General features: G+C 72.4%; 18 protein-coding genes, 1 pseudogene and 1 riboswitch. Of the genes and pseudogenes, 8 read left to right on the top strand and 11 right to left on the bottom strand.

Annotated elements, in window-relative coordinates; all coding sequences use genetic code 11:
• Positions 1 to 38: 38 nt before the first annotated feature.
• Complete coding sequence (dprE1, locus tag QOL88_RS24415; protein WP_097219501.1) at positions 39 to 1421, top strand: decaprenylphosphoryl-beta-D-ribose oxidase; 1383 nt, start codon at positions 39 to 41, stop codon at positions 1419 to 1421.
• Between the two features lie 22 nt (positions 1422 to 1443).
• Positions 1444 to 2199, top strand: a complete 756-nt coding sequence (gene dprE2, locus QOL88_RS24410; protein WP_097219499.1) for a decaprenylphospho-beta-D-erythro-pentofuranosid-2-ulose 2-reductase — start codon at positions 1444 to 1446, stop codon at positions 2197 to 2199.
• Between the two features lie 13 nt (positions 2200 to 2212).
• Here dprE2 and QOL88_RS24405 read toward each other — a convergent pair whose 3' ends face one another.
• Positions 2213 to 2791 carry a 2'-5' RNA ligase family protein gene (locus tag QOL88_RS24405; RefSeq protein WP_097219496.1) on the bottom strand — a complete coding sequence of 193 codons (579 nt, stop codon included), beginning with the start codon at positions 2789 to 2791 and terminating at the stop codon, positions 2213 to 2215.
• Between the two features lie 139 nt (positions 2792 to 2930).
• Complete coding sequence (gene trpS / locus QOL88_RS24400) at positions 2931 to 3944, bottom strand: tryptophan--tRNA ligase (RefSeq protein ID WP_097223162.1); 1014 nt, start codon at positions 3942 to 3944, stop codon at positions 2931 to 2933.
• A gap of 652 nt (positions 3945 to 4596) precedes the next feature.
• On the opposite strand from trpS, the gene QOL88_RS24395 reads away from it, so the two are divergent.
• Positions 4597 to 5184, top strand: coding sequence for a hypothetical protein (locus tag QOL88_RS24395; protein WP_257028083.1), 588 nt, complete (start codon positions 4597 to 4599; stop codon positions 5182 to 5184).
• A 48-nt stretch (positions 5185 to 5232) separates the two neighbouring features.
• On the opposite strand, the gene QOL88_RS24390 is transcribed toward QOL88_RS24395, so the two are convergent.
• The 3 genes from QOL88_RS24390 to QOL88_RS24380 form a co-directional block, all read right to left on the bottom strand.
• On the bottom strand, positions 5233 to 6681 hold the full coding sequence (locus QOL88_RS24390; protein WP_097219493.1) for a glycine hydroxymethyltransferase: 1449 nt from the start codon (positions 6679 to 6681) through the stop codon (positions 5233 to 5235).
• Positions 6682 to 6714: 33 nt separating this feature from the next.
• Positions 6715 to 6800, bottom strand: a riboswitch (ZMP/ZTP riboswitch).
• Positions 6801 to 6921: 121 nt separating this feature from the next.
• Positions 6922 to 8103, bottom strand: coding sequence for a glutathionylspermidine synthase family protein (locus QOL88_RS24385; RefSeq protein ID WP_097219491.1), 1182 nt, complete (start codon positions 8101 to 8103; stop codon positions 6922 to 6924).
• 14 nt (positions 8104 to 8117) lie between these two features.
• Complete coding sequence (locus tag QOL88_RS24380) at positions 8118 to 8471, bottom strand: hypothetical protein (protein ID WP_097219489.1); 354 nt, start codon at positions 8469 to 8471, stop codon at positions 8118 to 8120.
• Between the two features lie 126 nt (positions 8472 to 8597).
• On the opposite strand from QOL88_RS24380, the gene QOL88_RS24375 reads away from it, so the two are divergent.
• Positions 8598 to 9458, top strand: coding sequence for a DMT family protein (locus tag QOL88_RS24375; protein ID WP_097219487.1), 861 nt, complete (start codon positions 8598 to 8600; stop codon positions 9456 to 9458).
• 55 nt (positions 9459 to 9513) lie between these two features.
• Positions 9514 to 9846, top strand: a pseudogene (locus QOL88_RS24370) (aminotransferase class IV); the annotation flags it as partial.
• A gap of 93 nt (positions 9847 to 9939) precedes the next feature.
• On the opposite strand, the gene QOL88_RS24365 reads toward QOL88_RS24370, so the two are convergent.
• Both QOL88_RS24365 and pdxR read right to left on the bottom strand, forming a co-directional pair.
• The gene (locus QOL88_RS24365) at positions 9940 to 10407 is read right to left on the bottom strand and encodes a carboxymuconolactone decarboxylase family protein (RefSeq protein WP_097219484.1); all 468 of its coding nucleotides are present in this window, start codon (positions 10405 to 10407) and stop codon (positions 9940 to 9942) included.
• Between the two features lie 49 nt (positions 10408 to 10456).
• Complete coding sequence (pdxR, locus tag QOL88_RS24360) at positions 10457 to 11878, bottom strand: MocR-like pyridoxine biosynthesis transcription factor PdxR (RefSeq protein WP_097219481.1); 1422 nt, start codon at positions 11876 to 11878, stop codon at positions 10457 to 10459.
• A gap of 47 nt (positions 11879 to 11925) precedes the next feature.
• Between pdxR and QOL88_RS24355 the strand changes: the two genes are divergently transcribed.
• Genes QOL88_RS24355 through QOL88_RS24345 form a run of 3 tightly spaced genes read left to right on the top strand, consistent with a single transcriptional unit; the run spans position 11926 to position 13633 of the window.
• On the top strand, positions 11926 to 12444 hold the full coding sequence (locus tag QOL88_RS24355) for a carboxymuconolactone decarboxylase family protein (RefSeq protein ID WP_097219479.1): 519 nt from the start codon (positions 11926 to 11928) through the stop codon (positions 12442 to 12444).
• Positions 12441 to 12917: a carboxymuconolactone decarboxylase family protein gene (locus QOL88_RS24350; protein WP_283445904.1), complete on the top strand. Its 477-nt coding sequence runs from the start codon at positions 12441 to 12443 to the stop codon at positions 12915 to 12917. The genes QOL88_RS24355 and QOL88_RS24350 overlap by 4 nt, the downstream gene beginning before the upstream one ends.
• Positions 12914 to 13633, top strand: coding sequence for an isocitrate lyase/PEP mutase family protein (locus tag QOL88_RS24345; RefSeq protein WP_097219476.1), 720 nt, complete (start codon positions 12914 to 12916; stop codon positions 13631 to 13633). The genes QOL88_RS24350 and QOL88_RS24345 overlap by 4 nt, the downstream gene beginning before the upstream one ends.
• A 3-nt stretch (positions 13634 to 13636) precedes the next feature.
• Here QOL88_RS24345 and QOL88_RS24340 read toward each other — a convergent pair whose 3' ends face one another.
• Genes QOL88_RS24340 through QOL88_RS24325 form a run of 4 tightly spaced genes read right to left on the bottom strand, consistent with a single transcriptional unit; the run spans position 13637 to position 19179 of the window.
• Positions 13637 to 14593: an ABC transporter substrate-binding protein gene (locus tag QOL88_RS24340; RefSeq protein ID WP_097219474.1), complete on the bottom strand. Its 957-nt coding sequence runs from the start codon at positions 14591 to 14593 to the stop codon at positions 13637 to 13639.
• 1 nt (position 14594) lies between these two features.
• Complete coding sequence (locus QOL88_RS24335; RefSeq protein WP_097219471.1) at positions 14595 to 16544, bottom strand: ABC transporter permease; 1950 nt, start codon at positions 16542 to 16544, stop codon at positions 14595 to 14597.
• The gene (locus QOL88_RS24330) at positions 16544 to 17614 is read right to left on the bottom strand and encodes a quaternary amine ABC transporter ATP-binding protein (protein WP_097223160.1); all 1071 of its coding nucleotides are present in this window, start codon (positions 17612 to 17614) and stop codon (positions 16544 to 16546) included. The genes QOL88_RS24335 and QOL88_RS24330 overlap by 1 nt, the downstream gene beginning before the upstream one ends.
• Before the next feature lie 32 nt (positions 17615 to 17646).
• Positions 17647 to 19179, bottom strand: coding sequence for a GMC family oxidoreductase (locus QOL88_RS24325; protein WP_097219469.1), 1533 nt, complete (start codon positions 19177 to 19179; stop codon positions 17647 to 17649).
• Positions 19180 to 19255: the final 76 nt, after the last annotated feature.

Here is a 19255-nt window from a genome sequence, read left to right as displayed (position 1 = left end):
GAACTGATCGCCCAGACTAGGGCGATACGGTCACAGACATGTCTGCCGACACCGATTCCGACCCGGACGTCATGGGCCTGGACCACACCACCGTCACGGGCTGGGGCCGCACCGCCCCCACCGCCGCCTGGCTGATCCGCCCCCGGTCGTACGAGGAGGCCGCGGCAGCCGTCCGGGACTGCGGGGCCCGCGGCGGGATCCCCCGGGGCCTGGGGCGGGCGTACGGGGACGCGGCACAGAACGCGGGCGGGTCCGTGCTCGACATGACGGCCCTGGACCGGGTGCACGCGATCGACGCCGACGGCGGCACCGTGCTGTGCGACGCGGGCGTCTCCCTGCACCGGCTGATGGAGGTGCTGCTGCCCCTCGGCTGGTTCGTGCCGGTCACCCCCGGCACCCGCTACGTCACCGTCGGCGGGGCGATCGGCGCCGACATCCACGGCAAGAACCACCACGTCTCGGGCTCCTTCGCCCGGCATGTGCTCGCCCTCGAACTCCTCACCGCCGACGGCGAGATCCGCACGGTGATCCCCGGCACGCCGCTCTTCGACGCGACGGCCGGCGGCATGGGCCTGACCGGTGTGATCCTCACCGCGACGATCCGGCTCCAGCCGGTCGAGACCTCGCTGATGTCGGTCGACACCGAGCGGGCGACGGACCTCGACGACCTGATGGCCCGGCTCGCGGCCACCGACCACCGCTACCGCTACTCGGTCGCCTGGATCGACCTGCTGGCCCGCGGCGCCGCGACCGGCCGCGCCGTCCTCACCCGCGGCGACCACGCCCCGCTGGACGCGCTCCCCGCGCGGCTGCGCCGGGACCCGCTCGCCTTCCGCACCCCACGCCTCCCGGCCACCCCCGAGATCCTCCCCGAGGGCCTGCTCAGCCGGACGACCGTGGGCCTGTTCAACGAGCTCTGGTACCGCAAGGCCCCTCGTGCCCAGACGGGCCGGCTCCAGCGGATCTCCCCGTTCTTCCACCCCCTGGACGGCGTGCCCCACTGGAACCGCGTCTACGGCCGCGGCGGCTTCGTGCAGTACCAGTTCGTCGTCGGCTACGGCCGCGAGGACGCCCTGCGCCGCATCGTGCGCCGCATCTCCGAACGCCGCTGCCCGTCCTTCCTGGCCGTCCTCAAGCGCTTCGGGGAGTCCGACCCGGGCTGGCTGTCCTTCCCCGTGCCGGGCTGGACGCTGGCGCTGGACATCCCGGCGGGGCTGCCCGGCCTCGGCGCGTTCCTCGACGAACTCGACGGCGAAGTCGCCGCCGCGGGCGGGCGCGTCTACCTCGCCAAGGACGCCCGGCTGCGCCCGGAGCTGCTCGCGGCCATGTACCCGCGCCTCGACGACTTCCGCGAACTGCGCGCCCAACTGGACCCGCGCGGGGTGTTCGTGTCCGACCTGGCCCGCCGCCTCAGTCTCTGAGCAACCTCTAGGAGCTGCTGTCATGAAGGACGCCTTCGGCCTCCCCCAGTCCCTGCTCGTCCTCGGCGGTACGTCCGAGATCGCGCTGGCCACCGCCCGCCGGCTGATCGCCCGCCGCACCCGCACCGTCTGGCTGGCGGGCCGCCCCTCCCCCGCCCTGGAGGAGGCCGCCGGGCAGCTGCGCGGGCTCGGGGCCGACGTGCACACCGTCGCCTTCGACGCGCTCGACCCGGCCTCCCACGAGGCCGTGCTCGGCAAGGTCTTCGCCGAGGGCGACGTCGACATGGTGCTGCTCGCCTTCGGGCTGCTCGGCGACCAGGCCCGCGACGAGCGGGAGCCGGAGGCGGCGGTGCGGGTCGCGCAGACCAACTACACCGGCGCGGTCTCGGCGGGGCTGGTGTGCGCCCGTTCGCTCCAGTCCCAGGGGCACGGTTCGCTGGTCGTGATGTCCTCCGTCGCGGGCGAGCGGGCCCGCCGGGCGAACTTCATCTACGGCTCCAGCAAGGCCGGTCTCGACGCCTTCGCGCAGGGCCTGGGCGACGCGCTGCACGGCACGGGCGTGCACGTCATGGTCGTACGCCCCGGCTTCGTCCGGACGCGGATGACCGCCGGTCTGCCCGAGGCGCCGCTCGCGACCACGCCCGAAGCGGTCGCGACGGCCGTGGAGCTGGGCTTGCGGCGCCGCACGGAGACGGTGTGGGTGCCGGGGACGCTGCGCGTGGTGATGGCGGCGCTGCGGCACCTGCCGCGCGCGGTGTTCCGGCGGCTGCCGGTCTGACCCCGCGAGCGGGTCAGCGGATGGGGACGGAGCCGCGTTCCACCCGCCCGGCCTGCGGGGGGACCACCGAGCCGCCGAAGGGGAAGTCGCGGAGCTTGCGCCAGATCCCGTCGGCGCCCTGCTCGTAGAGGGCGAAGCCGGTGCAGGGCCACTCGGCCTCGTAGCCGGCGAGCTCTTCGAAGGCGCGGTCCATGGCCGCGTCGTCGATGCCGTGCGCCACGGTGACGTGCGGGTGGTACGGGAACTGCAGTTCGCGGGGGGCCGGTCCGGCGGGGTCGCGGACCTGCTGCTGGAGCAGCGTGCAGGCCTCCGCGCCCGCGACGACCCGGACGAAGACCACCGGCGACACGGGCCGGAAGGTGCCGGTGCCGGACAGCCGCATGGGGAACGCGCGGCCGGCCGCGGCGACCTCGGCCAGATGTGCCTCGACGGCCGGCAGGGCGCTCTCGTCGACCTCTGTCGGCGGCAGCAGGGTGACATGCGTGGGGATGCCGTGAGCCGAGGCGTCGCCGAAGCCCGCGCGCAGCTGCTGGAGCTCGCTGCCGTGAGGCTCCGGGACCGCGATCGAGACACCGATCGTTACGGTCCCCACGTCGTCTCCTGTCATGTCAGTGTGGCCGCTGATACGACCACCCGGTTATCGACTGTACGGCCACGACCGGGTTACGGGCAGGCGCAACCGGAGTGATGTACAGCGCTGTTCGGTGGTACGGCTGTGCGCGGGGGCGGGTTCAGTGCTTGGCGGGCAGGAAGCCGACCTTGTCGTACGCCTGGGCGAGGGTCTCCGCGGCGACGGCGCGGGCCTTCTCGGCGCCCTTGGCGAGGATCGAGTCGAGCGTCTCCGGGTCGTCCAGGTACTGCTGGGTGCGCTCCCGGAACGGCGTCACGAAGTCGACCATGATCTCGGCGAGGTCCGTCTTGAGCGCGCCGTACATCTTGCCGGTGTACTTCTCCTCCAGCTCGCCGATGCTCTCGCCGGTGAGGGTCGAGTAGATCGTCAGGAGGTTGCTGACGCCCGGCTTGTTCTCGGCGTCGTAGCGGATCACCGTGTCGGTGTCGGTGACGGCGCTCTTGACCTTCTTGGCCGTGGCCTTCGGCTCGTCGAGGAGATTGATGAGGCCCTTCGGCGTGGACGCCGACTTGCTCATCTTGATCGACGGGTCCTGGAGGTCGTAGATCTTCGCCGTCTCCTTGAGGATGTACGGCTTCGGGAGGGTGAAGGTCTCGCCGAAGCGGCCGTTGAAGCGCGTGGCGAGGTCACGGGTGAGCTCGATGTGCTGGCGCTGGTCCTCGCCGACCGGGACCTCGTGGGCCTGGTAGAGCAGGATGTCCGCGACCTGGAGGATCGGGTACGTGAACAGGCCGACCGAGGCGCGCTCGGCGCCCTGCTTGGCGGACTTGTCCTTGAACTGGGTCATCCGGCCGGCCTCGCCGAAGCCGGTCAGACAGTTCATGATCCAGGCGAGCTGGGCGTGCTCGGGGACGTGGCTCTGCACGAAGAGCGTGCAGCGGTCCGGGTCGAGGCCCGCCGCGAGGAGCTGGGCCGCGGCCAGGCGCGTGTTCGCGCGCAGGTCCGCCGGGTCCTGCGGGATGGTGATCGCGTGCAGGTCGACGACCATGTAGAACGCGTCGTGAGTCTCCTGCAGGGCCACCCACTGGCGGACGGCGCCGAGGTAGTTGCCGAGGTGGAACGAGCCGGCGGTGGGCTGGATCCCGGAGAGCACGCGAGGTCGGTCAGAGGCCATGCTCACCATTCTCTCAGGTCCCGGGGGCCGATCCGGAACCGGCCGGAAACAGCCGGGCTCCCGTTCGGCCCCGGCGGTGTAACAAGGGTGAGGCACGGGAGGGGCTGCCCCGGGCGGGCTCGGGGTGGGACCGATGGGGAGTGGACCGATGTGGGGACGGTGCGGGGTGGACGGAGAGCTGCGTCGGGACCGGGTGGCGGGAGCGCGGCGTCGGGACCGGGTGGCGGGAGCGCGGCGTCGGGACCGGGTGGCGGGAGCGTGGCGCCCGGGCGGGTCGGAGAGGTGCGCGTCGCGCGCTGTGCGGCGCGGCGGACCTGAGGCGGGGATGCCGGGCGGGCCGAGGACCACGGCGAGGGCGCGGCGCGGCCGCACCGGGCCGTCCTCCGGCGGGCCCGCGGGCCGCGTCGGGCGCATGGGCCGGGCGGCAGAGCCCCGGTCGAGCCGCTGGTCCGCGTACGCGGTCGGCCGCCCGGCGAGTTCCCGCGGCGGCTGGGCCGCCCGGCATGTGGAGCGTGTGCTGGTGATCGCGGTGGCGCTGGTGGCCGCTCTGGCCGGGGGTGCGCCGGTGACGACCGCCGCGGCTCTGGCCGGGGGCGCCGTGACCACCGCCGTGGGCTCCCCGGCGCGGGGGCGGGACGTTCCCGACGTGGCGATGGTCGTCGGGGGCGGGACGGGGCGGACTGCGGCGGTGCGCTCGGGGCAGCGCGACTTCGCCCGGCTGTGGCAGCTGCTGCAGCCCACGCACACGGAGACGGAACGGGTGCCGGAGGACTGGGCGGAGGGGGACTTCCCGCGGGTGCGGTGCACGGTGCTCTGGGGACTGTCCGGGGTCGGCGGCTGGCCGAGCACGAACCGGCCGCCGGGCGGGGACGTGGCCGTCGAGCGGCAGGACCAGCTGCTGGTGGCCGAGGACGGGACGCCCTGGGTGCGCTCGGATCCCAGCCCCACCGTGGAGGACGACGACATCCGCTGGCACCGGGCGCCGCGGTCCGTCTTCGAGCGCTTCGACCTGGCCCGGCTGCTCGGTGACGCGGAGGGCGGGCCCGGCGCGAGCCCGGCCGCCGCCGCGGACCCGGACGGTCCGGTGCGGGGTGACGTCCGGTGGGCGGTGACGGCGGGGGCGCTGGGGCTCGCGGCCGGTGTGGGCGGCACGCTGCTGATACGCCGCGCGGCGGCCCGGCGGGAAGCCGGACCGCCGCGGGAGGAACCGCGTCAGGTGCTGATCGACCTGGACGAGTGACGGGCGTGCGGGTCGGCCCGGCCCTGGACGAGTGACGGGCCGCGGGCGTCAGCCCAGGTCGATCTCCGGGTAGAGCGGGAAACCGGCCACGAGGTCGGTGGCGCGCTGGGAGATCTCGTCCGCCACCTTCGCGTCGAGGACGTGGGACGCCTTGGAGGGGGCGCCCGACTTGGTCGTGCCCGGCTCCGCGGTGGTGAGGACGCGGTCGATGAGGCCCGCGACCTCGTCCATCTCGGCGGTGCCCAGGCCACGGGTGGTCAGGGCGGGGGTGCCGATGCGGATGCCGGAGGTGTACCAGGCGCCGTTCGGGTCGGCGGGGATGGCGTTGCGGTTGGTGACGATGCCCGAGTCGAGCAGGGCCGCCTCGGCCTGGCGGCCGGTGAGGCCGTAGGAGGAGGCGACGTCGATCAGGTTCAGGTGGTTGTCCGTGCCGCCCGTCACCAGCGTCGCGCCCCGGCGCATCAGGCCCTCGGCCAGCGCGCGGGAGTTGTCGACGATGCGCTGGGCGTAGTCGCGGAAGGACTCCTGGCGGGCCTCGGCGAGGGCCACCGCCTTGGCGGCCATGACGTGCGGGAGCGGGCCGCCGAGGACCATCGGGCAGCCGCGGTCGACCTGGTCCTTCAGCGAGTCGTCGCACAGGACCATGCCGCCGCGCGGGCCGCGCAGCGACTTGTGGGTGGTGGTCGTCACGATCTGGGCGTGCGGGACCGGGTCGAAGTCGCCGGTGAGGACCTTGCCCGCGACCAGGCCGGCGAAGTGCGCCATGTCGACCATGAGCGTCGCGCCGACCTCGTCGGCGATCTCCCGCATGATCCGGAAGTTCACCAGTCGGGGGTAGGCCGAGTAGCCCGCGACGATGATCAGCGGCTTGAACTCGCGGGCGGAGGTGCGCAGCGCCTCGTAGTCGATAAGGCCCGTGGCCGGGTCCGTGCCGTAGGAGCGCTGGTCGAACATCTTGCCGGAGATGTTCGGGCGGAAGCCGTGGGTGAGGTGGCCGCCGGCGTCCAGGGACATGCCGAGCATGCGCTGGTTGCCGAAGGCCTGGCGGAGCTCGGCCCAGTCGGCGTCCGTGAGGTCGTTGACCTGGCGGACGCCGGTCTTCTCCAGGAAGGGCACCTCGACGCGGGCGCCGAGGACGGCCCAGAAGGCGACGAGGTTGGCGTCGATGCCGGAGTGCGGCTGGACGTAGGCGTGGCGGGCGCCGAACAGCTCCTTGGCGTGCTCGGCGGCGAGGGACTCGACGGTGTCGACGTTGCGGCAGCCGGCGTAGAAGCGGCGGCCGATGGTGCCCTCGGCGTACTTGTCGCTGAACCAGTTGCCCATGGTCAGGAGCGTGGCCGGGGAGGCGTAGTTCTCGGAGGCGATCAGCTTGAGCATCTCGCGCTGGTCGGCGACCTCCTGGCCGATGGCGTCCGCCACGCGGGGTTCGACGGCGCGGATCACGTCGAGGGCGGCGCGGTAGGCGGTGGAAGCGGGGGAGAGGGGCTCGGCTGACATGTGTGGACCTCCGGACGTTGCGTTCAGCGTTCACGGTACGGCCCAGGCGCACGGCTCTGTCTGCTCGGGCCGCTCCCCGATGGTTCGTCCATCCCAGCGCGCCAGTCACGGCCCGGGGTCAGCCTACCGGGTTGCCCTCCGTTGCCGAGTGCGGGTGGTGCGTGGCTTGTCGCGCCCACGCGGCGGAGCCGCACATGTACACAGCCCCGCGCCCCTTGAGGGGTGACTCTTCAAGCCCCTCTAAAGGATCACGTGGGGCAGGAACCTCGCGTACTCGTCCGTTATCAGGCCCGAGGACTCGCGGATGCCCAGGCCCGCCGACTCGTTCTCCACCACCCAGGCGCCCAGGACGACGCGGTTGCCGTCGAAGTCGGGCAGGGGGGCGAGCTGCTGGTAGCAGCAGGGTTCGTCGCGCAGGACGGGGGCCGTGCCGGGGTCGTGGATGGTGACGCCCGCGCCCTCCCGGCCCAGGAGGGGCTTGGCCACCCAGCCCGTGCCGGACAGGTCGCGAGGGCCGTCCAGGTAGGCGGGGAGGAGGTTCGGGTGGTCCGGGTACAGCTCCCAGAGGATCGCCAGGAGCGCCTTGTTGCTGAGGAGCATCTTCCAGGCCGGTTCTATCCACAGGGTGGAGCCGGTGCCGCCGCCGTTGTCGAGGGTGTCCAGGACGTGGTCGGCGAAGCGGTCGGTGGTGAGCCATTCCCAGGGGTAGAGCTTGAAGATGCTGCGGATGAAGCGGAGGCGGTTGTCGACGAAGCGGCCGGAGAGGCGGTCCCAGCCGATCTCCTCCATGGCGATCCAGTCGGTGGCCAGGCCGGCCTGTTCGGCGGTCTCCTTGAGGTAGGCGACCGTCATCATGTCCTCGCCGAGTTCGTCCGCCGAGGAGTACGCGAAGTAGAGGGGGCTGCCCGGCGGGAGGAGGGCGGCCTGCTTCTTCCAGGCGTCGATGAGGCGTTCGTGGAGGGAGTTCCACTGGTCGGCGCCGGGGAAGCGGTCCTCCATCCAGAACCACTGGGGGGACGCGGCCTCGACCAGGGAGGTGGGGGTGTCGGCGTTGTACTCCAGGAGCTTGGCCGGGCCGGTGCCGTCGTAGCGCAGGTCGAAGCGGCCGTAGACGGAGGGCAGTTCGGCACGGCGGTGCCAGGCCTCGGCGACCGCCCGGGCGACGCGGGGGTCGGTGATCCCCAGGTCGGCGAAACGGTCCTCGGTGACGATGTGGCCGGCCGCTGTCAGGCACATGCGGTGGAGGTCCTCGACCACCTCTTCGAGGGCCTCGATCTCCTCCAGGGAGAAGACGTAGTGCGCGCTCTCGTCCCAGTACGGGCGCAGGGAGTCGTCGGGGTAGCGGGTCAGCGGGTAGATCAGGCCCTGTTCCTCGACGGTCTGTTGCCATCCGGGGCGGGGCTCGGCGGTCCGGCGTTCCATGGCTGTGCCCGCTCTCAGCCGCCGCCGCTGCCGGAGCCGGAGCAGCCGAAGCCGCCCCGGTCGACGGCCTCGCTGCGGCTGAAGGTGCCGTCCTCGGCGTAGCCGCCGCTGACGTCGGCGTCGTAGTGCCAGTCGGCGTCGGCGACCCTGGTCTTGCCGGTCTTCTTGCGGCCCTTGCCGGAGGAGGACGTGCCGGACGAGCAGTTCTTGTCGGCGACGATCTTGTAGCCGTTGATGTAGTCGTAGCTGTCCCGGTCCACGCAGCGGCGGTCCGGGTCGGAGCCGCAGGCGGACAGGGCCGCCGCGAGGACGCCCATGCCGCCCAGCACCACCGTGCTCGAGCGCAGCCTTCGCCGTGTTTCAGCCATGTGCGTGTCTCCCCCATGTGGCCCCGTTGTGCACTGACAGACGGTCAGCCTAGAGATCGGTGTGAACGGGCGCGCATGGCCCCCCGTCCACGGCCGCTCCCCTACTGTCGATTTGTGATCTTTGGAATGGTGTGTGCCCTCGGTGCGGCGGTCTGTTTCGGTACGGCGACGGTGTTGCAGGCGATCGCCGCGCGCTCGGCGGCGACCGGGCCGGGCGGGGACGTGGCGCTGCTGTGGCGGGCGCTGCGGCAGTGGCGGTACCTGGCCGGGCTCGCGCTGGACGGGCTCGGTTTCGTGCTGCAGATTCTCGCGCTGCGGTCGGTGCCCATCTACGCCGTGGGGGCTGCGCTGGCCGCGAGCCTCGCGGTGACGGCCGTGGTCGCGGCGCGGCTGCTCAAGGTGCGGCTGAGCCGCGTCGAGTGGGCGGCGGTGGCGGTGGTGTGTGCCGGGCTCGCGCTGCTGGGGCTGGCGGCCGGAGCGGAGGGCGACGAGGAGGGGCCGGCGTGGCTGAAGTGGGCGATGGTCGGGGCGGCGGCCGGGGTGCTGCTGCTCGGGGCGGCGGCCGGGCGGCTGCCGGAGCGGGGGCGGGCGTTGACGCTCGGACTCGGGGCGGGGCTGGGGTTCGGGGTGGTGGAGGTGTCGGTGCGGCTCATCGACGGGTTCTCGCCCGGTGAACTGTTCCCCAATCCGGCGACGTACGCGCTGCTGCTCGGCGGCGGGGCGGCGTTCCTGCTGCTGACCTCGGCCCTGCAACGCGGGTCGGTGACCACGGCGACGGCCGGGCTGGTGCTCGGGGAGACGGTCGCGCCCGCGCTGATCGGTGTGGTGTGGCTCGGGGACCGGACCCGGCCGGGGCTGGGGTGGCTGGCGATCCTCGGGTTCGCGGTGGCGGTGGCGGGGGCGCTGGCGCTGTCGCGGTTCGGGGAGGCGCCGGTGGAGGCGGAGGAGGGGGAGGAGGGGGAGGAGGGGGCCGTCGCGTCGCGGTGAGCGGCCGTGCTTTCCTCCGCTGCCGGATTTCTCCACCTTCCGGACAACTCGCGCCCCCTCGGGCACGGTCCTGGAGTCTGCCACCGCCGGTGTCCTGTGGCGGGAGGACGACACCCTGTGCCTGCCTCCGCCGCGGCTGCCCGTCCTGCCGAGTGTGACGGCCGGCCTGGTTCAGGAGCGGGCGCTGCGCTCCGGGTTCCGGATCGCGCACCGGGAGCGGACCGTGGCCGGGCTGGACGGCCGTGAGGTGTGGCTGGTGAACGCGCTGCACGGAATCCGGCCCGTGACGGGCTGGGCCGGACGGCCGATGCGGGTGCCTCCGGCGGAACGGGCCGATGAATGGCGGACTTGGCTGGACGGCATGACGGAGCCGCTGCCTGCCGACTGAATCGCGGGGAAAAGCGGGGCAAACGAAGCGCCGGGTCGAATTCGACCCGGCGTGCTCCCCTTCCCCTCTCGCCTTTTCCAGCTTTTCAGTTTTTCAGTTTTTCGGGGCCATGCGCGTCGATATCGCGATGCGGTTGTAGGCGTTGATGACGGTGGCCGCCCAGATGAGGGCCGCGATCTGGTTCTCGTCGAAGACCTCGGCCGCCTCGGCGTAGACGGCGTCCGGGACGCGACCGTCGTGGACCAGTGTCACCGCCTCGGTCAACGCCAGGGCGGCGCGCTCGCGTTCGGTGAAGAACGGCGTCTCCCGCCAGGCGGCCAGGGTGTGGAGGCGCTGCTCGGTCTCGCCCTGCCCGCGGGCGTCCCTGGCGTGCAGGTCGAGGCAGAACGCGCAGCCGTTGATCTGCGAGGCGCGGATCCTGACCAGTTCCAGCAGTTCCGGTTCGAGCTTCGCGTCCTGGGCCGCGGATACGGCGGCGGCGTGCAGAGAGCCCATTGCCGCGGAGACGTCCGGGGTGATTTCCTTCAGGGCCACGCGGGATATGGCAGAACTTTCACTCATGGGGTGACCATATCCGCCGGGGACGTATTCCGGAGGGGAATTCGCGTGATTATCCGGGCAGGACCGCGCACAGCGCGTCCAGCGCCCCGGACCAGGCGTGGTCCGGGGGTGTGCCGTATCCGACGACCAGGGCGTCGACGGGCTCGGCCTGCGCCTCGGGGTTGCTGTAGCGGGCGAGCCCGTGGAGCGCGAGACCCCGCCAGTGCGCCGCCTGGACCACCGACTGCTCGGTGCCGGGCGGCAGGCGCAGCAGGACGTGCAGACCGGCCGCGATGCCGGTGACGCGGGCTTCCGGGGCCCGGGCGGCGACGGCGGCGACCAGGGCGTCCCGGCGGCGCCGGTAGCGCAGGCGGGTCGCGCGGACGTGCCGGTCGTAGGCGCCGCAGGTGAGGAACTCGGCCAGGGTCAGCTGGTCCAGCACCCCGCACGTGTCGACGCCGCCCTTGGCCGCCGCGGCCTCCTCGGCGAGGCCCGGCGGCAGCACCATCCAGGCCAGCCGCAGACCGGGCGCGAGGGACTTGCTGGCGGTGCCCAGGTAGACCACCCGGTCGGGGTCCAGGCCCTGGAGCGCGCCGACGGGCTGCCGGTCGTAGCGGAACTCACCGTCGTAGTCGTCCTCCAGCACCAGCCCGCCGGTGCGCCGCGCCCAGTCCACGACGGCCGTACGGCGGTCCCGGTGCAGGGGCACGCCCATGGGGAACTGGTGGGCGGGGGTGAGGAGAACGGCCTCGGCGGCCGCCGGCTCGCCCGGGTCGGTGCCGAGTCGGTCGAAGGGCAGCGGGGTGGTGCGCAGTCCGCACGCGGCCAGGATCCTCCGGTGCACGTCGAGGCCGTACGACTCGACCGCGACCGTCCGTGCCCCGCGCGCCCGCAGGACCGTGCCGAGCAGCTTCAGGCCGTGCGCGAACCCGCCGCACACCACGATCCGTTCGGGGTCGGCGCGCACGCCCCGGGCCCGGGAGAGGTACCCGGCGAGCGCGGCCCGCAGCTCGGGGCGGCCACGCGGGTCGCCGTAGTCCAGGGCCTCGTACGGGGCGGCTGTGAGGGCGCGGCGGGCGGCCTTGAGCCACTCCGCGCGCGGGAAGGACGCGAGGTCGGGGCTGCCGGGGCGCAGATCGTAGGCCGGGCGGGTGACGGCGCGGGGGTGGGGTGCCGTGCCGGACGGCGGGACGACCTGCCTCCCCCGCTGCCTGAAGGGCGTGGGAGGTGCCCCCATCGCGACCCGGGTGCCCGAGCCCTGCCGGGCGGTGAGCCAGCCCTCGGCGACGAGGTCGGCGTAGGCGTCGGCGACGGTGTTGCGGGCGATGCCCAGGTCCGACGCGAGCGAGCGGGAGGAGGGCAGCCGGGTTCCGGGGGCCAGCCGGCCGGAGCGCACGGCCTCGCGCAGGGCGTCGGTCAGGCCCCTGCGCAGGCCCGGTCCGGTCGGCTCCACCAGCAGGTCGATGCCCAGAGTGGCCCAGGTTTCCGCCATGGAAATGGACCATACCTCTGGGCTGCTTCCTCCCTAGGATCGAGGGCATGACGACGCACAGCGACGAGACGACGCCCCCGGCACGCGCGGAATACGCCCCCGAGCGGCCCGCCCGCCTGGAGTGGGCCAAGCACGCGCCCGAGGTCTACAAGGCGATGGTCCGGCTGGAGACCGCCGCCCGTAAGGGCCTGGACCACACGCTGTACGAACTGGTGAAGATCCGCGCCTCCCAGATCAACCACTGCGCGTTCTGCATCGACATGCACACCAAGGACGCCCTAGCGGCGGGTGAGAGCGTCGAGCGGATCGTGCAGCTCAGCGCCTGGGACGAGTCGCGGCACTTCTACACCGCCAAGGAGATCGCCGCGCTGGAGCTGACGGAGGCGGTGACGGTCCTGACGGACGGTTTCGTGCCGGACGAGGTCTACGAGCGGGCCGCCAAGCATTTCGAGGAGGCCGAGCTGGCGCAGGTCATCGCCGCGATCACGGTGATCAACGCCTGGAACCGGTTCGGGGTGACCTGCCGGATGGCGCCGGGGCACTACGAGCCCGGCCAGTACAAGTGACGACCCGGACCCGGCTGCTGGACCCGGCGGTCGGCCGGGCCCTCTCGGCCGTCAGCGCCACGGCGAAGAAGGGGCTCGGCGACCCGGCCCTCGCCGAACTCGTCGTCATCCGCGCCTCCCAGCTCAATCACTGCGCGTTCTGCCTCGACATGCATCTCGCGCTCGCCCGCGAGTACGGGGTGAGCCAGCGGCAGCTCGATCTGCTGGCCGCGTGGGAGGAGGCGGAGGACGTCTTCGACGAGCGGGAGCGGGCCGCGCTGGCGCTGACGGAGGCGGTGACGGTCCTGACTGGGGGCACCTCCCAGGCTTTCGGCTCTGGGGGAGGTTTCGTGCCGGACGAGGTCTACGAGAGGGCCGCCAAGCACTTCGACGAGACGCGGCTGGCCCATCTGATCGGGCTGGTCGTCGCCATCAACAACTGGAACCGGGTGATGGTCGCTCGCCGGATTCCGCCAGGGGGTTACACGCCATGACCAAGACCGACGTGTTCCGGGCCCTGCACCGGGGCCGGGTGCCCGGTGATCCGCTCGTGCTGCCCGGGCCGTGGGACGCGGCCAGTGCGCGGGTGTTCGCCGAGGCCGGGTTCCCGGCGCTCGCCACGCCCAGCGCCGGGGTCGCCGCCTCGCTCGGGTACGAGGACGGGCAGGTCCCGGCCGACGAGATGTTCGCGGCGGTCGCCCGGATCGTCCGGGCCGTCGACGTGCCCGTCTCGGCGGACGTGGAGGGCGGATACGGGCTCGCGCCGAAGGACCTCGTGGAGCGGCTGCTGGAGGTGGGGGCGGTCGGCTGCAACCTGGAGGACTCCGTGGACGGGGTGCTGAAGGACCCCCGCGCGCACGCCGCCTGGCTGACCGAGGTGCGCGAGGCGGCCGGTGACCGGCTGTTCGTCAACGCGCGCGTCGACACCTTCGCCTGCGGGATCGACGACCCCGACCCGGCGATCGAGCGGGCCGCGCTGTACGTCGCCGCGGGGGCCGACTGCGTCTACCCGATCGGGGCCCCGCCGGAGATCCTGCCGCTGCTGCGGGCCGGGATCCAGGGGCCGGTCAACGTGGGGGCCCCGGCCGACGGTGGCCCCTCACCCGCCGAACTCGGCGCGCTCGGGGCCACCCGGATCACCTTCGGGCCGGGTCTCCAGCGACGGGCCGCCCGGGCCCTGCGGGAGATCGCCGACCGGCTCGCGCGGTGAACGTCAGGACAGCCACTTCTTCCACGTGGACTTGTGGCTGTCCACCCACTTCTTCGCCGCGTCCTCCGGCGTCATCTTCTTGTCGGCGATCATCAGGGAGACCTCGTTCTGGTCCTCGGTCGTCCACTTGAACTTCTTCAGGAAGGCCGCCGCCTTGCCTCCCCTCTTCGCGAAGTCCGCGTTGAGGTACTTCTGCAGCGGGGTGTGCGGATAGGCGCAGGCGACCTTCTCCGGGTCGGCGTCGCAGCCCTCCTTGTACGCCGGCAGCTTCACCTCGGTCATCGGGACCTTCTTGAAGAGCCACTGCGGCGAGTACCAGTAGGTGAGGAAGGGCTTCTTCTCCTTGGCGAACTGCCTCATCTGCGTGATCTGCGCCGCCTCGGACCCGGCGAACACCACCTGGTAGTCCAGCTTCAGGTTCTTCACCAGCGCCTTGTCGTTGGTGACGTAGGACGGCGAACCGTCCATGAGCTGGCCCTTGCTGCCGCTCTCCGGGGTGCGGAACTGATCGGCGTACTTGTCGAGGTTCTTCCAGTTCGTGATGTCCGGGTGCTTCTTGGCGAAGTACGTCGGGACGAACCAGCCGATGTGACCGGTGACGCCGAGCTCGCCGCCGGGCGCGATCGTCTTCTTGTCCTTGACGTACCGCTGTTCCTGCTCGGGGTGGCCCCAGTCCTCCAGGAGCGCGTCGACGCGGCCCTGGCTGAGGGCGTCCCAGGCGGGCACCTCGTCGACCTGGACGGTGTCGACGCGGTAGCCCAGCTCGTGCTCCAGGAGGTACTGGGCGACGGCCACGTTGGACTGGGCGCCCACCCAGGACTGCACGGACAGGGTCACGGTCTTGGCGCCCTGCGCGTTGGCGAAGGGCGAGGCCTGCTTGGTCATGTCGGCCGCGCCGCAGCCGGTGAGCAGTGCCAGGGAGCTCGCCGCGGCGATCACGGCAGTCTTACGGACTCGCATGTCACGCTCCCTTCTTCGCACGGCGTTCGGTGGGCTGGGTCACACGGTCGAGCATCAGGCCGAGGCAGACGATCGCGCCGCCGGCCACCAGACCGGTCGCCAGGTCGCCCTGGGCGAGGCCGAAGACGACGTCGTAGCCGAGGGCGCCGCCGCCGACCAGGCCGCCGATGACGACGACGGCGAGGACCAGGACGAGGCCCTGGTTGACGGCGAGCAGCAGCGCCGGGCGGGCCAGCGGGAGCTGCACCTGCTTCAGCTGCTGCCAGCTGGTCGCGCCGAGCGAACTGGAGGACTCCAGCGCGGCCGGGTCGACCTGGCGCAGGCCCTGGGTGGTGATCCGGACGACGGCCGGCAGCGCGTAGACGATCGCGGCGGCGACGGCCGGGGCGCGGCCGACGCCGAACAGGGCGACGACCGGGATCAGGTAGACGAACTGCGGCATCGTCTGGAACACGTCGAGGACCGGGCGCAGCGCCCGCTCCAGACGGTCGCTGCGGGCCGCGGCGATACCCACGGCGAAGCCGACGACCAGGGTGACGGCGACGGCCGCCAGCACCTGGGAGAGGGTGTCCAGGGACGGCTTCCAGACGCCGAGGACGCCGATCGCGGCCATGGCGAGGACGGCGGTGAGCGCGGTGCGCCAGGTGCCGATCACCCAGGCCAGTGCGGCGACGATCAGCAGGACCGACCACCAGGGCAGCGCCTGCAGGCCGTCGCGCATCGGGTCGAGGACCCAGGTGGTGAAGTGACCGGCCCAGTCGGCGGTGCCGCCGATGACGGGGACGCCCGAGTACAGGTGCGCGGTCATCCAGTCGACGGCGCGGTTGACGGGCTCGGCGATGGCCACGACCCAGGAGTCGGGCCAGTCGAGGCGGCCCGCGAGCCGCCCGGCGACCGCCACGACGACGACGCCGGCGAGGGCCAAGAGCCAGCCGCGCCCGCTGTGCGGCTCGGGTTCGGCGCCGAGCTTCTCCCCCGCCGCGCCCGTGACGCGGTCGAGGACGACGGCCAGCAGCACGATCGGGATACCGGCCGCGAGAGCGGCACCGACGTCGACCGAGGCCAGGGCCTGGTAGACGCGGTCACCGAGACCGCCCGCGCCGATGACGGCCGCGATGACGGCCATGGACAGCGCCATCATGATCGTCTGGTTGAGGCCGAGGAGGAGTTCCTTGCGGGCCAGCGGGATCCGGGCCGTCAGCAGGCGCTGGCGTGCCGTGGAGCCGAGCGACTCGACGGCCTCCAGCACCTCCTTGTCGGCCCCGCGCAGCCCGAGCGAGGTGAGGCGGGCCATGGGCGGGGCGGCGTAGACGACGGTGGCCAGGACGGCCGCCGGGACGCCGATGCCGAAGATCAGCACGACCGGCAGGAGGTAGGCGAAGGCGGGCAGCACCTGCATGGTGTCCAGGACCGGCCGCAGCACGCGGTCCATCCGGTCGGACAGCCCGGCGGCGAGCCCGAGCACGACGCCCACCAGGACCGACGCGAGGACCGCGACGACCATCAGGGCGAGCGTCTGCATGGTCGGCACCCACATGCCGAGCAGCCCGCAGGCCAGGAACGCGGCGCCGGTGCCGAGGGCCAGCTTCACGCCCGCCACGCGCCAGGCGACCAGCGCGCCCAGGGCCGTCACGCCGGCCCAGCCGACGGCCAGGAGAGTGAGGTAGACGGCCCGTACGCCGATGACGACGACGTTGCTGACGTGGCCGAAGAAGTAGAGGAACAGGGGGTGGCTGTCGCGGTTGTCGATGATCCAGTCGCTGGCCTTGGCGAGCGGCTCGGAGAAGTCGACGGTCAGCGCGCTCGGCCACGTGCCGCTCGCCCAGCGGGCGTTGGCCAGCGGCACGAGGACCGCGGCGGCGAGGGCGAGCAGCAGCAACTTGTGCACGGCCCGGTGCTTGAGGAGACCGGGCAGGCCCACGCGGGGCGGGTTCGCGGTGATGGTAGCCATCAGACCGCCTCCTTGGGCTGCTCCGTCCCGGGCGGAGCGGGCTGCTCCGTGCCGGCGACGACGCCGAGGAGCGTGTCGGAGTCGACCACGCCCACGCACCGGCCCTTGTCCACGACCCGGGCCGGAGCGCCGGCGCGGGCGACCGCCTCGATCGCCTCGGACACCGTCGCGTCGGGGCGCACGGCCGGTCCGCTGCCGTCCTGGCCGGCCGACGGGCGGCGCATGGCCGTACGGACGGTCATGACCTGCTCGCGCGGGACGTCGCGGACGAACTCGCGGACGTAGTCGTCGGCGGGCGAGCCCACGATCTCCTCGGGCGTGCCGAGCTGGACGACCCGGCCGTCGCGCATCAGGGCGATGCGGTCGCCCAGCTTGAGGGCTTCCTGGAGGTCGTGCGTGATGAAGACCATCGTGCGGCCTTCCTCGTGGTGGAGCCGGACCACCTCCTCCTGCATCTCGCGCCGGATGAGGGGGTCGAGCGCGCTGAACGGCTCGTCGAAGAGGAGGACTTCGGGGTCGACGGCGAGCGCGCGGGCGAGGCCGACGCGCTGCTGCTGGCCGCCGGAGAGCTGGCTGGGGCGGCGGTGCTCCATGCCTTCGAGGCCGACCTTGGTGACGACTTCGGCGGCCCGCTCACGCCGCTCGGCCTTGCCCATGCCCTGGATCTCCAGGCCGTAGGCGACGTTGTCGAGGACCGTGCGGTGCGGCAGCAGGCCGAAGTGCTGGAAGACCATGGCGGCGCGGTGGCGGCGCAGTTCGCGCAGCCGGGAGCGGTCCATGGCGCGGACGTCCTCGCCGTCGATGACGATGGTGCCCGCCGTCGGCTCGATCAGCCGGGTCAGACAGCGCACCAGCGTGGACTTGCCGGAGCCGGACAGGCCCATGACGACGAAGACCTCGCCCTTGCGCACGTCGAAGCTGACGTCGCGGACGGCGGCCGTGCAGCCGGTGCGGGAGCGCAGCTCGGCGGGGTCGAGGGCGGTGAGCTCGGGGTCGCCGGGAACGCGGTCGGCCTTGGGGCCGAACACCTTCCACAGGCCCTCCACCGAGAAGACGGGAGTGGTGTCCATGGTCTGCTCCGTGGGGGGTTCGAGGGTCGCGGTCACTTGGAACCACCACCGATCAACTCGGCGGCCTTCTCACCGACCATGAGCACTCCGATCATCGGGTTGACGGTGGTCATCGTGGGGAACACGGAGGCGTCCGCGATGCGGATGCCCTCCAGGCCGCGGATGCGCAGCTCGGGGTCGACGACGGCGGACCGGTCGTCGGCGGCGCCCATCCTGCAGGTGCCGGCGGGGTGGTAGACGGTGTGCGCGACCTTGCGCGCGTACTCGCTGAGCTCCTCGTCACCGGTGACGTCCGGGCCGGGGGCGACCTCGCGCTTGAGCCAGCCGGCCAGGGGCTCGGTCTTGGCTATCTCGCGGGCGATCCTGATGCCGTCGACGAGGGTCTTGCCGTCGTAGTCGTCCTCGTCGGTGAAGTACCTGAAGTCCAGCGCGGGCTTGACCTCGGGGTCGGCGCTGGTCAGGTAGAGCCGGCCGCGGCTCTTCGGCTTGGGGATGTTCGGGGTCATCGAGACGCCGAACTCCGGACGCTGGTAGCCCAGTCGCTCCGGGTTGTCCGTGAACGGGATCTGGTAGAAGTGGAACATCAGGTCGGGGTGCGGCTGTTCGGGGTCGCGGCGCACGAACAGGCCCGCGTCGGAGTCCATCGCGGAGTTCTCCGGGATGGGGCCGTTGGTCTCCCAGACGATGACCGACTCGGGGTGGTCGAGCAGGTTCTCGCCGACGCCCGGCAGGTCGTGCGTGACGGGGATGCCGAGCTTCTCCAGGTCGGCCTTGGGGCCGATGCCGGAGTGCATGAGCAGCCGCGGGGAGTCGACAGCGCCGGCGCAGAGCAGGACCTCGTGGCGTGCCTTGACGAGGATCTCCTCGCCGTCCTTGGTGCGCACGTGCACGCCCTCGGCGCGGTTGCCGTCCAGTTGGAGCTTGTACGCCCAGGTCTCCAGCAGGATCGTCAGGTTGGGCCGCTCGTCCATCACGGGGTGCAGGTACGCCACCGACGCCGAGGACCGCTTGTTGTTCTCGGGGTGGTAGGCGAGGTCGAAGAAGCCGACGCCCTCGGTGAACGGCTTTTTGTTGAAGCCCTCCACGCGCGGCACGCCCAGCGCTTCCTGGGCCGCGTCGACGAAATCGCGGGCGATGGCGTTCCGGTCCTTCTCGTCGACCGGGACGATGTTGTTGTTGAGCCGGGCGAAGTACGCCTCCATCTGCACCGCGCCCCAGCCCTTGGCGCCCGCGGCCTCCCACTCGTCCCAGTCCGCCGGCAGCGGCTTGAAGGCGATCAGGGTGTTGTGCGAGGAGCAGCCGCCCAGGACGCGGGCCCGGCTGTGCCGGATATGCGAGTTTCCGCGTGGCTGTTCGGTGGTCGGGTAGTCGTAGTCGAGCTCGCCGCCCAGCAGGCCCATCCAGCGGCGCAGGGTCAGCACGTCGTCACGACCGACGTCGCTCGGGCCGCCCTCGATGACGGCGACGGTGACGTCCGGGTTCTCGGTGAGACGGGAGGCGATCACGGAACCAGCAGTTCCGCCGCCTATCACGACATAGTCGTACTCATGACTGGTGTGGGACATGGCGTGCTTGCTCCAGTGGGGATGAAGTGAACGGGCTCGGGGGACGGGGCCGTCAGCCCGGGGTGTGGGGGTCAGC

Origin of the sequence: Streptomyces sp. Ag82_O1-12 (genome assembly GCF_900182715.1) — a bacterium.
In the GTDB taxonomy this organism is placed as follows: domain Bacteria; phylum Actinomycetota; class Actinomycetes; order Streptomycetales; family Streptomycetaceae; genus Streptomyces; species Streptomyces massasporeus.
Note: the sequence above shows the minus strand (reverse complement) of the source record. Positions and strands in the feature narration are given on the sequence as shown.